General features: G+C 53.6%; 11 protein-coding genes and 2 tRNA genes. All 13 read right to left on the reverse strand.

The genetic code is table 11. From position 1 onward, the window contains the following. Positions 1-229: 229 nt before the first annotated feature. Positions 230-1,114 carry a lipoprotein NlpI gene (gene nlpI, locus ACUTSU_RS18975; RefSeq protein WP_445651172.1) on the reverse strand — a complete coding sequence of 295 codons (885 nt, stop codon included), beginning with the start codon at positions 1,112-1,114 and terminating at the stop codon, positions 230-232. A gap of 128 nt (positions 1,115-1,242) precedes the next feature. Further along, positions 1,243-3,360 carry a polyribonucleotide nucleotidyltransferase gene (pnp, locus tag ACUTSU_RS18980; protein ID WP_445654590.1) on the reverse strand — a complete coding sequence of 706 codons (2,118 nt, stop codon included), beginning with the start codon at positions 3,358-3,360 and terminating at the stop codon, positions 1,243-1,245. Between the two features lie 255 nt (positions 3,361-3,615). Next, the gene (rpsO, locus tag ACUTSU_RS18985) at positions 3,616-3,885 is read right to left on the reverse strand and encodes a 30S ribosomal protein S15 (protein ID WP_012004950.1); all 270 of its coding nucleotides are present in this window, start codon (positions 3,883-3,885) and stop codon (positions 3,616-3,618) included. Between the two features lie 123 nt (positions 3,886-4,008). Beyond that, positions 4,009-4,953, reverse strand: coding sequence for a tRNA pseudouridine(55) synthase TruB (gene truB, locus ACUTSU_RS18990; RefSeq protein ID WP_445651171.1), 945 nt, complete (start codon positions 4,951-4,953; stop codon positions 4,009-4,011). Next, a complete protein-coding gene (rbfA, locus tag ACUTSU_RS18995; RefSeq protein WP_085119479.1) occupies positions 4,953-5,363 on the reverse strand; it encodes a 30S ribosome-binding factor RbfA in 411 nt (136 codons plus the stop codon). The genes truB and rbfA overlap by 1 nt, the downstream gene beginning before the upstream one ends. Before the next feature lie 70 nt (positions 5,364-5,433). Continuing rightward, positions 5,434-8,121, reverse strand: a complete 2,688-nt coding sequence (infB, locus tag ACUTSU_RS19000) for a translation initiation factor IF-2 (protein ID WP_261110114.1) — start codon at positions 8,119-8,121, stop codon at positions 5,434-5,436. A gap of 24 nt (positions 8,122-8,145) precedes the next feature. Beyond that, positions 8,146-9,654 (reverse strand): transcription termination factor NusA, encoded by a 1,509-nt coding sequence (gene nusA / locus ACUTSU_RS19005; protein WP_112347918.1) that lies wholly within the window; start codon positions 9,652-9,654, stop codon positions 8,146-8,148. Positions 9,655-9,675: 21 nt separating this feature from the next. Then, complete coding sequence (rimP, locus tag ACUTSU_RS19010; RefSeq protein WP_012004945.1) at positions 9,676-10,128, reverse strand: ribosome maturation factor RimP; 453 nt, start codon at positions 10,126-10,128, stop codon at positions 9,676-9,678. A 217-nt stretch (positions 10,129-10,345) separates the two neighbouring features. Next, positions 10,346-10,422: transfer RNA gene (locus ACUTSU_RS19015), tRNA-Met, on the reverse strand. 60 nt (positions 10,423-10,482) lie between these two features. After that, positions 10,483-10,569 (reverse strand) — tRNA-Leu (locus tag ACUTSU_RS19020). A 78-nt stretch (positions 10,570-10,647) separates the two neighbouring features. Continuing rightward, entirely contained in the window at positions 10,648-10,983 is a 336-nt protein-coding gene (gene secG / locus ACUTSU_RS19025; RefSeq protein ID WP_012004944.1) for a preprotein translocase subunit SecG, read from the reverse strand. Positions 10,984-11,234: 251 nt separating this feature from the next. Beyond that, positions 11,235-12,572, reverse strand: a complete 1,338-nt coding sequence (glmM, locus tag ACUTSU_RS19030; protein ID WP_445651170.1) for a phosphoglucosamine mutase — start codon at positions 12,570-12,572, stop codon at positions 11,235-11,237. A gap of 7 nt (positions 12,573-12,579) precedes the next feature. Further along, positions 12,580-13,413, reverse strand: coding sequence for a dihydropteroate synthase (folP, locus tag ACUTSU_RS19035; protein ID WP_261092208.1), 834 nt, complete (start codon positions 13,411-13,413; stop codon positions 12,580-12,582). Positions 13,414-13,456 lie beyond the last annotated feature (43 nt).

Here is a 13,456-nt window from a genome sequence, read left to right on the forward strand (position 1 = left end):
AACCGGCTCAAATTAGATTATAAAACGAACAAAAAAGCCCTCGCCCGTAAAGACGATAACTTTGGCTATAAACCAATGTATATCAGGCTGATTACCCTTCATCTTCCAAACCGCCGCTGTGTTGGCTGCTCTCCCTCACCCTCGTCACTTAGTGAACTAAGCTCCCAGGGATTCGTTCGATTGCCGCCTTGCCGCAATTTGAAATCTATTGGGTAGAGGTGTTCGTCAGCTATTGCTGGTCCGATTCCGATAGGTCGTCTTGTTCTTGGCCCAACAGCGCCAATTCCAACAATGCATAGCGGTGCTCAACGAAGTTATGAACGTTGTTAGCCACCGTCAGTTTGAACAGCGCCAAAGCGGTGTCCTTGTCCCCCAGACTTAGGTAATGCTTACCTAAATAGAAGTCAGTTTCACTGAGATGCTCAGCGAGCGAAGTGTTATCCGTTGCATCTGCCTTGAGCCTTTCCATCAGCGTTTTTTCACTGATGTTGCCCAGGTAGAATTCGACAATATTCCATCCCCATTGCCCTCGGTTCGCTTTGTCATAACGCTGCTGGAGCGCTACGTCAGCCTTCTTGGGATCGATTTCTCTTTCCACAAGATAAAGCCACAACGAACGGAAGGGATCGTTTGGGTCGTCTTGATAAAACGCCTGCAGATCATCCTGCGCCAACGGGAAGCGGCCGCCATAATAAAGAGCGATGCCCCGGTTTAAACGCGCGTAATTGTAAGTTGGATCAAGCTCTAGTACAGAATCAAACGCTTCATAGGCAGCATCAAAATTGCCTGCCTGCGTTAAGTAAATGCCCAGGTAGTTGAAAACTTCTGGCATATCAGGACGTATCGCCAGCGCTTGCGAGAAATCATTGCGCGCCAGTGCACGTAGCCCGAGGCTATCATACAGCACTCCACGCTCATATAAAAGCTGCGCACGCTCATCGTCCGTCAGTGCCCGGCTGGCAAGTATTTGTTCCATGCGCGCCAGGATCACTTCCTGCTGCAGTGTTGGCTGCAACGGGATAGCCAAAACTTCGTCTTTACGCCAATCATGGTTGCTGCATCCTGCCAGCATGAGTGCTGTCGCAACGTAAAACCAGCGCAAGAAAGGCTTCATTTCCCACTCCCGAAGACAAACATTGGATGAACATCCTTTCATCCGTTTGCAAATACGCAGACATCCTGCCCGCGTTATATGAACAGCCCCCAACCTCATGGCCGGGAGCTGTAAATCTATCTATACAGTTATTCTGCTTCAGGCGCAGGTGAACCTGCTTCTGGGGCAGTCGCTTCTTTGATGCTCAGACGCACACGGCCCTGACGGTCAACTTCCAGTACCTTAACCGGTACTTCCTGACCCATCTGCAGATAGTCGGTCACTTTCTCAACGCGCTTGTCAGCGATTTGAGAGATGTGCACCAGACCTTCTTTACCGCCGCCGATCGCCACGAATGCGCCGAAATCAACGATACGGGTAACTTTACCCTGGTAAATACGGCCCACTTCGATCTCGGCAGTGATCTCTTCGATGCGACGGATAGCGAATTTCGCTTTCTCACCGTCGGTAGCAGCGATTTTAACTGTACCATCATCTTCGATTTCAATGGTAGTGCCGGTCTCTTCTGTCAGCGCACGGATGACAGAACCGCCTTTACCGATCACGTCTTTGATCTTGTCCGGGTTGATTCGGATTGTGTGGATACGTGGTGCGAACTGAGATATATCGCCACGCGGGGTGCTGATAGCCTGTTCCATTACGCCCAGGATGTGCAGACGCGCGCCCTTGGCCTGGTTCAGTGCCACCTGCATGATTTCGCGGGTGATGCCTTCAATTTTAATGTCCATCTGCAGCGCGGTAATACCGTCACGGCTACCGGCTACTTTGAAGTCCATGTCGCCCAGGTGATCTTCGTCACCCAGAATGTCGGACAGAACAACAAAGTTGTCTTGTTCTTTCACCAGACCCATTGCGATACCGGCAACGGCGGCCTTGATTGGCACACCTGCATCCATCAGTGCCAGAGAGGCACCACAGACGGAAGCCATGGAAGAAGAACCGTTGGATTCGGTGATTTCAGAAACCACACGTACCGTGTACGGGAAATCTTCTGGCTTAGGCATCATAGCCAATACGCCACGTTTCGCCAGGCGACCGTGACCAATTTCACGACGTTTTGGCGAACCTACCATCCCGGTCTCACCAACGGAGTACGGAGGGAAGTTGTAGTGGAACAGGAAGCTGTCGGTCTTTTCGCCCATCAGCTCATCCAGGTTCTGCGCGTCACGGGCGGTGCCCAGCGTTGCGGTAACCAGTGCCTGAGTCTCACCACGGGTGAACAGCGCGGAGCCGTGGGTACGCGGCAGTACGCCGGTGCGTACGTCCAGACCACGGATCATGTCTTTTTCACGGCCGTCGATACGCGGCTCGCCACGCAGTACGCGGCTACGAACGACGTTTTTCTCAACGCTACCCAGGATGTCCTGAATTTCAGACACGTCCAGGGTTTCGTCCTGGGCCAGCAGGGTTTCAACAACGCTGCTCTTGATCGCATCAACCTGAGCGTAACGCTCTTGTTTTTCGGTGATGTGATAAGCGTCACCCAGGCGGCCTTCTGCCAGTTCTGCAACGCGCGCGTGCAGCGCTTCGTTGACTGAAGGTGCCTGCCAGTCCCACTTAGGCTTGCCGGCTTCGGCAACCAGGGAATTAATGTTTTCGATAACGATTTGCTGTTGCTCGTGGCCAAATACCACCGCACCCAGCATCTGATCTTCGCTCAGAACGTCAGCTTCGGATTCAACCATCAGTACTGCGCCAGCGGTACCGGCAACCACCAAGTCCAGGCTGCTTTCTTTCAGCTCATCGCTGGTTGGGTTCAACACGTATTGATTGTTGATGTAACCCACGCGCGCAGCACCGATTGGGCCATTGAACGGAATACCGGACAGGCTCAGGGCGGCAGAGGCACCGATCATCGCAACGATGTCCGGGTTAACCTGCGGGTTAAGGGAAACAACGGTCGCGATCACCTGAACTTCGTTCAGGAAGCTGTCCGGGAACAGTGGACGGATCGGACGGTCAATCAGACGGGAGGTCAGGGTTTCACCTTCGCTCGGACGGCCTTCACGACGGAAGAAGCTACCCGGGATACGACCAGCAGCGTAGGTACGCTCCTGATAGTTAACCGTCAGTGGGAAGAAGCTCTGGCCTGGTTTGGCTTTTTTCTGGCCAACTACGGTAACGAATACTGCGGTGTCATCCATGCTCACCATAACGGCAGCAGTGGCCTGACGAGCCATCATACCAGTCTCAATAGTGAGGGTATGCTGGCCATACTGGAATTTGCGAATGATCGGTGTCAGCAAAATTATATCCTTAGATTAGGCGCGCAATCGTATTGTCGACTCGACACGCCAGTGACTCGGTTTGCCTTCTCACTACATCCTCGCGACTAATGACAATCCTTATCTCAAGCCTGAGACAAAGCCTCTCATTAGCCGCGCGAACCTCTGTAACGGAAGAGCCTGTTTGGAAACATCAGTAATACATTAACCTGATTTGCTTATGCTTCCTAGAAGAAAGGGGCCAAAATAGGCCCCTTTCCACTGAAACTCGCTTGATTAGCGACGCAGACCCAGACGCTCGATCAGGCTGGTGTAACGTGCTACATCTTTACGCTTCAGGTAGTCCAGCAGCTTACGACGCTGAGAAACCATACGCAGCAGACCACGACGGCTGTGGTGATCTTTTTTGTGCTCTGAGAAGTGGCCTTGCAGATGGTTGATCTGCGCAGTCAACAGGGCAACCTGAACTTCGGAAGAACCGCTGTCGTTAGTACCACGACCGAAATCAGCTACGATTTTAGCTTTAGCTTCAACACTTAGAGACATTGTCTTACTCCAGATTATAGATAATAAATACAGGCGCCGATCTCTAATTCAGCAACCCAATGCATAAGCTGCGCCATTCTACCCTTAGCGCAGTGCGATCGCAAGGCAGTGCGTTTTCTACCCTTAGTCGAAATATTCAACTACCAGGCGGCGCGGCGCCACACGACCGTCATCGGCAATATCACCGACGCCGATAAATTTACGCTCTTCACCTTCAGTGATACGGACCATGCCCGAGGCAGGTGCACCAGCAACCTGAACCGGTTGCCCTTGCTTAACGTAACCGGCAACAACAGGCAGCAGATTCACTTCCGGGTAGTTCTCCACCGGACTGTCCATCGGCATCAACAACGGATCGAGTAGCTCGGCCGGGGCGATTCCCTGCCGATGGGCCTGCTCCAGCAATTCGTTCAACTGCTCCAGCGTGACCATGCGCTCGGTCGGGTAGGTCGCCACCTGCAGACGACGCAAATAGATCACGTGCGCACCACATCCCAGCAGCTCACCGAGGTCATCGGTGATGGTGCGGATGTAAGTGCCTTTTGAGCAGTGAATTTCCAGCTCCAGCTCATCCCCTTCCCAGCGAATAAACTGCAGTTCGTAAACGGTAATGCTACGCGCTTCACGCGGCACTTCGATACCCTGGCGAGCATACTCATAGAGTTTCTTGCCCTGGTATTTCAGCGCCGAGTACATCGAAGGCACCTGCTTAATATCGCCACGGAAACTGTCCAGCGCCGCATCGAGCTGCACCTGGGTGAAACTCACCGGCCGCTCCTGCACAATTTGGCCGTCAGCATCCGAGGTATCGGTACGCTGACCGAGCCGGGCAATCACGCGGTAGCGTTTGTCGGAGTCGAGCAGGAACTGTGAAAACTTGGTCGCCTCACCGAGGCAAATCGGCAGCATGCCAGTCGCCAGCGGGTCGAGCGCACCGGTGTGGCCCGCGCGATTGGCGTTATAGAGGCGCTTTACTTTTTGTAGGGCGTCGTTGGATGACAGGCCCTCCGGTTTGTCCAGCAACAGGACACCGTGGATATCACGGCCGCGGCGACGAGGGCGACTCATTAAGCCTCCTCGTCATCGCCTGATGCGGAACGGCGCTCGGCGTCATTCTTCACTACGTTGGTCACCAGGTTGGACATGCGCATGCCTTCAACCAGGGAGTTATCGTAAGCGAAGGTCAGCTCAGGTACTACGCGCAGGCGCATGGCTTTACCCAGCAGCGTGCGGATGTAGCCGGAAGCATCTTCCAGAGCTTTAATGCCTTTAGGCACCAGATCCGGATCGGCGTTTTCGGTCAATACGTTCAGGAAGGTGACGTAAACTTTGGCATAGGCCAAATCACGAGAAACTTCTACACCAGAAACGGTAGCCATGCCGACACGCGGATCTTTGACTTCACGCTGCAGAATGATAGCAATCTCTTTTTGCATCTCTTGTGCCACGCGCTGACCGCGGCTGAATTCTTTTGCCATTTTGGGGATTCTCCAGACAAATCGGGGGGCACAAGGCCCCCCAGAACAGACTTAAGCAGATGTGCTAGCGTTAAGCGATGGTGCGTTGGATCTCGATGATTTCGAATACTTCGATCATGTCGCCGACGCGCACGTCGTTGTAGTTCTTAACGCCGATACCACATTCCATGCCGTTACGGACTTCGTTAACGTCATCTTTGAAGCGGCGTAAGGATTCCAGCTCGCCTTCATAGATAACCACGTTGTCGCGCAGAACGCGGATTGGGTTGTGACGTTTGATGTTCCCTTCGGTAACCATACAACCTGCAATGGCACCGAATTTAGGTGATTTGAACACGTCACGTACGGCGGCCAGGCCGATAATCTGCTGCTTGTACTCAGGCGCCAACATACCGCTCATCGCCTGCTTCACTTCGTCGATCAGGTTATAGATCACGGAGTAGTAACGCAGATCCAGGCTTTCTGCTTCAATCACGCGGCGCGCAGAAGCGTCGGCACGGACGTTGAAGCCCAGGATGATAGCGTTGGAAGCCGCTGCCAGCGTGGCGTCGGTTTCGGTAATACCCCCTACGCCAGAGCCAACAATCTTCACTTTCACTTCGTCGGTAGAGAGTTTCAGCAATGAATCCATAATCGCTTCACAAGAACCCTGTACGTCGGATTTCAGTACGATGTTCAGCTCAGAAACTTCACCGTCGGTCATATTCGCAAACATGTTTTCCAGTTTGGATTTCTGCTGACGCGCCAGTTTAACTTCGCGGAACTTGCCTTGACGGTACAGCGCAACTTCACGCGCTTTCTTCTCGTCACGCACTACAGTCACTTCATCACCGGCAGCTGGAACGCTGGACAGGCCCAGGATCTCAACCGGAATAGAAGGACCTGCTGAGGTCACTTCGTGGCCTAGTTCATCACGCATCGCACGCACACGGCCGTATTCGAAGCCACACAGAACGATATCGCCTTTATTCAGCGTACCTTCCTGTACCAGCACGGTAGCAACCGGGCCACGACCTTTATCCAGGAAGGATTCGATAACTACGCCGCTGGCCATGCCGCTGCGTACCGCTTTCAGTTCGAGAACTTCAGAGCGCAGCAGGATAGCTTCCAGCAGTTCGTCGATACCGGTACCGGCTTTCGCAGATACGTGAACGAACTGTGCTTCGCCGCCCCACTCTTCCGGCATAACGCCGTACTGGGACAGTTCCTGTTTAACGCGGTCCGGATCGGCTTCCGGCTTGTCAATTTTGTTTACTGCAACCACCAAAGGTACCTTCGCTGCTTGCGCATGCTGGATAGCTTCGATGGTTTGCGGCATCACGCCGTCGTCGGCAGCAACGACCAGAACAACGATGTCTGTTGCCTGAGCACCACGAGCACGCATTGAAGTAAAGGCTGCGTGGCCTGGGGTATCCAGGAAGGTGATCATGCCGTTTTCGGTTTCTACGTGGTAAGCACCGATATGCTGGGTAATACCACCGGCCTCGCCTGCTGCCACCTTGGTGGAGCGGATGTAGTCCAGCAGAGAAGTTTTACCGTGGTCAACGTGGCCCATGATGGTCACAACTGGCGCACGTGGCTCAGCCGCAGCACCAGTATCACGGTCGCTCATCAGCGCTTCTTCCAGCTCGTTCTCACGACGCAGGATAACTTTGTGGCCCATCTCTTCGGCAACCAGCTGGGCGGTTTCCTGGTCGATGACCTGGTTGATGGTGGCCATTGCGCCCAGTTTCATCATCGCTTTGATGACCTGAGAGCCTTTAACCGCCATCTTGTTAGCCAGTTCGGCCACGGTGATGGTTTCGCCGATCACAACGTCACGGTTAACCACCTGAGCCGGCTTGTTGAAGCCCTGCTGCAGAGTACTTGGCTTACGCTTGCCTTTACCACCACGGGTCACGGCGCGCGCTTCTTCACGGTCTGCTTTAGACTCGGAAAGTTTGTTGCCTTTCTTCTGCTTGGTCGCTTTGCCGCCACGAGTGCGGGTGCGGCGTTCGCCTTCAACTTTGGCGTCGTTTTCGTCTTCGGCAGCACGGGCGTGCTGGGAAGTGGTGACATGATAATCGGCAGTTTCAACCGCTGCGCTAGCTTTCTCTGCAGCAGCCCATTCTTCGCCTTTTTCTTCGGCCATACGGCGCGCTTCTTCCGCTACGCGTTTGGCGTCTTCTTCAACCTTGCGTCGTACTTCCTCTTCCGCTTTACGTTTCAGTTCAGCGGCTTCGGCTTCACGGCGTGCTTTTTCTGCCTGAGCTGGCTTGGTCATTTCGTCGGTATGTTGATTCGTCACTTTTTCTTTTTCCGCTGAATTACGCTTAGCAATCTCCGCGGCCTCACGTTTGGCTTGCTCTTCGGCTGCGCGCTTTGCTTCTGCTTCGCGTTTTGCCAGCTCTTCTGCTGCGCGCTGTGCCTGCTCTTCCGCTTCACGCTGTGCCTGCTCTGCCGCTTCAGCCTGTTGGGCTTCTGGCGTATCGCGATTTACATAAGTGCGTTTCTTGCGGACCTCGATTTGCACCGATTTACTTTTACCGCCGGTGCTCGGAATATTCAAGGTGCTGCGCGTTTTGCGCTGCAACGTGAGCTTACCCGGTGCACTACCGTGTTCACGGTTCAGGTGCGCCAGTAAGGCTTCTTTCTCATGTTGGGTTACAGAGTCTGTCTCAGACTTGTTAATCCCTGCATCAGCAAACTGCTGTACCAGGCGATCAACTGGAGTCTGAATCTCTGCTGCCAGTGATTTTACGGTTACATCTGTCGTCATGCTGTTCCTTCCTGCTACAGTTTATTACGCGTTGTCGCCAAACCAACAGATATTACGTGCGGCCATAATCAGCTCGCCGGCTTGCTCATCGCTAAGCCCTTCAATATCAGCCAGATCGTCAACACCCTGCTCGGCAAGATCTTCCAGCGTACAAACCCCACGCGCGGCCAGTTTAAAGGCCATGCTGCGCTCAAGACCCGACAGGTTGAGCAAATCGTCAGCAGGTTTTTGGTCGCCCAGGCTTTCTTCTTGTGCCAGGGCCAGCGTGGTCAATGCAGCTTTGGCGCGATCGCGCAACGCTTCAACCATATCTTCATCCAGACCGTCGATTTCCAGCAACTCTTTGATTGGCACGTAAGCCAACTCTTCCAGAGTAGAGAAGCCTTCTTCAACCAGTACGGTGGCGAAATCTTCGTCAATATCAAGATGTTTGGTGAAGGTATCAATGGCGGCATGAGCTTCGGCCTGGTGCTTGGCCTGCAGATCGTCCGCCGTCATCACGTTCAGTTCCCAACGGTCATCGTCACGATGCTGTTTTAACAACTGGGATGCCAAACGCACGTTTTGGCCATTACGGCCGATCGCCTGTGCCAGATTGCTGGCTTCAACGGCGATATCCATAGTGCAATTATCTTCATCAACCACGATTGAGGCAACGTCTGCCGGCGCCATGGCGTTGATGACGAACTGCGCAGGGTTATCATCCCACAGGATGATGTCGATACGTTCACCGCCGAGCTCGCTCGAAACGGCCTGAACGCGCGCACCGCGCATACCTACGCAAGCGCCGACCGGGTCGATGCGTTTGTCGTTGGTTTTCACTGCAATTTTTGCACGGGAGCCAGGATCGCGGGCTGCCGCTTTAATTTCGATCACTTCTTCGCCGATTTCCGGTACTTCGATGCGGAACAGTTCTTTCAGCATCTCAGCGCTGGAGCGGCTGACGAACAGCTGCGCACCACGGGCTTCAGGACGAACAGCGTACAGGATACCGCGGATACGGTCGCCCGGACGGAAGTTTTCGCGTGGCAGCATGTCTTCACGGCCAATGACCGCTTCAGCGTTGCTACCCAGGTCCAGCGCAATGCTGTCACGGTTAACTTTCTTCACTACACCGGTGACGATTTCACCTTCGTGCTGGCGGAAGGCGTCAACCACCATCGCGCGCTCGGCTTCACGTACTTTCTGTACGATAACCTGTTTCGCGGTTTGAGTGGTGATACGGTCGAAGGTCACAGATTCAATCTGATCTTCGATGTAACCGCCCAGCTCAATACCTGGCTCTTCATACTGTGCAGCTTCCAGCGTGATTTCACGCGTTGGCTGAGTCACTTCATCTACAGCGACCCAACGGCGGAAGGTGTCGAAATCGCCAGTTTTGCGGTCAATGCTGACGCGAACTTCGATTTCCTGCTCGTATTTTTTCTTGGTGGCGGTGGCTAATGCGGTTTCCAGCGCTTCGAAAATCTTCTCACGCGGAAGGGATTTTTCATTGGAAACAGCTTCAACAACAGCCAGAATCTCTTTATTCATCCTAGTTGCCTCATCCAAACTTTAAAAGTGGGGTACCAGGTTCGCTTTCTGGATATTGCTCAGCGCGAACACTTCATCTTTCCCTTCCACAGCAACAGTGATCATCTCGCCATCGACAGACTTGATGATGCCCTGCCATTTGCGACGGTTCTGTACGGCCATGCGCAAGACCAGGCTGACTTCGTCACCGAGGAAACGAGTATAGTGCTCGGCGGTGAACATCGGGCGATCAAGGCCAGGAGAGGAGACTTCCAAGTTGTAAGCGACTGTGATTGGCTCTTCAACGTCCAATACAGCGCTGACCTGGTGGCTGACATCAGCACAATCGTCAACATTGATGCCGTTTTCACTATCAATATAGATACGGAGCGTCGATTGGCGCGCACGAATAAATTCGATGCCTACAAGTTCAAAGCCCAACGCTTCTACCGGTGCCGAAAGCATCTCTGTTAATTTTTGCTCTAATGTGGACAAGCCCACCCCCAAGACATAAAAAAAGGGCCTAATAGCCCAGTGATTCTGTTGCCAAATAACAAAAAACCCCGAAAATTCGGGGCTTTATGCAACTGGACCCTGTTTGCCGCTAAGCGGCTTCGGTGCAACTTTCTAGCAAGTGTCATTTTCAAATGTTGATCGAGAAAAGCGGATTTCAATCGAAAAGTGTATTTGAAAATAAACACTTAAAGGAAAGTGGTTGCGGGGGCCGGATTTGAACCGACGACCTTCGGGTTATGAGCCCGACGAGCTACCAGGCTGCTCCACCCCGCGTCCGAAAACGTGGCAAATATTACGCCGATAATCGCAAAATAGCAAGTTATCTCTGGGATTTGGTACCGAGGATGGGACTCGAACCCACAAGCCCGTTAGGGCACTACCACCTCAAGGTAGCGTGTCTACCAATTCCACCACCTCGGTACTGATTCTTACTGCTAACGGTTGTTATTTATATCGAGGTAACAACAACCGTTTTCAAACTCTGTTACTACTTGGCGCTTACTGTGGGATATCGCTGCTCGGCTTGGTTGGTGCTGCCGGCGCGGTAGTCTGCTCAGATTTCACTGGCTGACCCAGGTTTTCCCACTCGCTGCCCTTCTTGGTCTGGTTGGTGCTCAGATTGCCAAGGATCAGACTGATGACGAAGAACAACGTCGCCAGCACAGCCGTCATGCGGGTCATGAAGTTGCCGGAACCACTCGAACCGAACAATGTGCCAGATGCACCTGCTCCGAATGAGGCTCCCATATCAGCGCCTTTACCTTGCTGCAGCATAATCAGAGCTACCAGCCCGATTGAGATCAGCAGGAAAATTACCAGAAGAGCTTCGTACATAGTTGTACCTGTATCCTTGCGGCTTCACCGCGTGCCAAATGCTTCACACCCCATAGGCTTCTTTTCTAACAAGAAGTCGCAGGCGTTATATCAAACTGCCCACTGAAGCGGGTGTGAATACTAACCAAAGGTGCCAAACCACGCAAGGGCAATTTGCAGCCACCGGCGCGTTTGCGGAAAAAAACACCAATAAAATTCGCAGGCTGTGATTTTAGGGGGCAACTGCCGCCCCCGAACTCATCAATGGCCAATTAACCAGCGGATTTCACCGCATCGGCGATGCGATGTGCCAACGCAGTCACCTGCTGCTCATCTTCACCTTCCACCATCACGCGGATCAGCGGTTCGGTACCGGATTTGCGCAGCAGAACGCGGCCACGACCGGCCAATTCCACCTCAACCTGCTCGGTGATTTTGCGCACCTCTTCGGATTCCAGCGGGTTATGCTCGCCGGCAAAGCGCACGTTGACCAGAATTTGCGGCAACAATTTCATGCCACTGCACAGGTCGTGCAGACTCATACTGTTACGAACAATCGCAGTCAGCACCTGCAGGCCGGCAACGATGCCGTCACCCGTGGTGGTTTTGTCCAACAGGATCACGTGGCCGGAGTTTTCCGCACCAATACGCCACCCCAGTTCCTGTAGCTTCTCCAGCACGTAGCGGTCACCGACTTTCGCACGTGCAAATGGGATACCCAACTGCTTGAGTGCCAATTCCAGCCCCATGTTGCTCATCAGCGTGCCAACCGCGCCACCGCGCAACTGGCCCTGACGCAGTCCTTCACGAGCGATGATATAAAGGATTTGGTCGCCATCGACCTTGTTGCCAAGGTGATCAACCATCATCACGCGGTCGCCGTCACCGTCAAATGCCAGGCCGACATGGGCTTTTTCCTGCAGTACGCGCTCTTGTAATTGACGAACATCAGTCGCGCCGCACTTTTCATTGATATTCATGCCGTCCGGCTCAACACCGATGGCAATCACCGTGGCACCCAGTTCACGTAGTACGCTCGGTGCGATGTGGTAAGTGGCACCGTTGGCGCAATCGACTACGATCTTCAACCCTTTCAGGCTCAATTCGCTCGGGAAGGTGCCTTTGCAAAACTCAATGTAACGACCGGCAGCGTCGATAATACGGCTAGCTTTGCCTAGCTCGGCGGACTCCACACAGGTCAGTGGTTTTTCCATCTCGGCTTCGATCGCTTCTTCCACGTGATCCGGCAGCTTAGCGCCGTCGATCGAGAAGAACTTGATGCCATTGTCGTAAAATGGGTTATGTGATGCCGAAATCACAATACCGGCTTCAGCACGGAAGGTACGCGTCAGATACGCTACCGCCGGCGTCGGCATCGGGCCAGTAAACGAAGCTGACAGCCCCGCAGCGGCCAGCCCGGCTTCTAGCGCAGACTCCAGCATATAGCCGGAAATACGGGTATCTTTACCGATAATGATTTTACGAGAGCCGTGACGTGCCAGTACCTTACCCGCCGCCCAGCCCAGCTTCAGAACGAACTCAGGGGTAATAGGACTATCACCGACCTTGCCACGAATGCCGTCGGTACCAAAATATTTGCGTTCACTCATGTCTCTATCATCCCTTAGCTGAAAGTGTTGCCTCGACGACACGCATCGCCTCGACGGTTTCTTTAACGTCATGCACTCTGACGATCTGTGCGCCCTGCATGGCGGCGATCACCGCACAGGCCACGCTGCCGATGACCCGCTGATCGGGGGGCACGTTCAGCAGTTGTCCAATCATCGACTTACGCGACATCCCCACCAACAACGGCAGGCCGAAGTGATGAAACTCTGACAATCTGGCCAGAAGCTGATAATTGTGCGCTAAATTCTTACCGAAACCGAATCCTGGGTCGAGCAGCAATTTCTGATTTGTAATACCGGCGGCATTACAGCGCTCAATATGTCGCTGGAAAAAGGCGTTAACATCACCAATAAGGTCATCATAGTGCGGCGCCTGCTGCATGGTACGCGGTTCACCCTGCATATGCATCAGACACACCGGTAGCCCGCTTTCTGCGGCGGCAGCCAGCGCGCCCGGCTCCTGCAACGAGCGAACGTCATTGATCAAATGCGCTCCGGCCAGAGCCGACTCGCGGATCACCCCGGCTTTCGAAGTATCTACCGAGATAAAGACTTCAAAACGCCGGGCAATGGCTTCCACCACAGGCACTACGCGTGCGATCTCTTCGTCTTCGCTAACCTCTGCCGCTCCCGGTCTGGTCGACTCGCCACCCACATCAATCATGGTCGCACCGGCCGAAATCAGTGCATGGGCATGTAACAACGCCTGATTTAGAGTGTTGTGTTGGCCGCCGTCAGAAAAAGAATCCGGGGTTACGTTGAGGATCCCCATCACCCGCGGATGGGAAAGATCGAAAGTCGTGTCTCGCACGGTTAACTGCATTACTAATCCACCTTACTGTTGTCTGGTTCACTGCCCGCCGGAC

It is taken from the genome of Serratia sp. NA_13 (assembly GCF_052691735.1).

Excerpts from the sequence above, each read along its gene's own strand:
- nlpI (WP_445651172.1), bottom strand. The coding sequence starts at position 1,114 with ATGAAGCCTTTCTTGCGCTGGTTTTACGTTGCGACAGCACTCATGCTG.
- rpsO (WP_012004950.1), bottom strand. The coding sequence starts at position 3,885 with ATGTCTCTAAGTGTTGAAGCTAAAGCTAAAATCGTAGCTGATTTCGGT.
- truB (WP_445651171.1), bottom strand. The coding sequence starts at position 4,953 with ATGAGTCGCCCTCGTCGCCGCGGCCGTGATATCCACGGTGTCCTGTTG.
- rbfA (WP_085119479.1), bottom strand. The coding sequence starts at position 5,363 with ATGGCAAAAGAATTCAGCCGCGGTCAGCGCGTGGCACAAGAGATGCAA.
- infB (WP_261110114.1), bottom strand. The coding sequence starts at position 8,121 with ATGACGACAGATGTAACCGTAAAATCACTGGCAGCAGAGATTCAGACT.
- nusA (WP_112347918.1), bottom strand. The coding sequence starts at position 9,654 with ATGAATAAAGAGATTCTGGCTGTTGTTGAAGCTGTTTCCAATGAAAAA.
- secG (WP_012004944.1), bottom strand. The coding sequence starts at position 10,983 with ATGTACGAAGCTCTTCTGGTAATTTTCCTGCTGATCTCAATCGGGCTG.
- glmM (WP_445651170.1), bottom strand. The coding sequence starts at position 12,572 with ATGAGTGAACGCAAATATTTTGGTACCGACGGCATTCGTGGCAAGGTC.
- folP (WP_261092208.1), bottom strand. The coding sequence starts at position 13,413 with ATGCAGTTAACCGTGCGAGACACGACTTTCGATCTTTCCCATCCGCGG.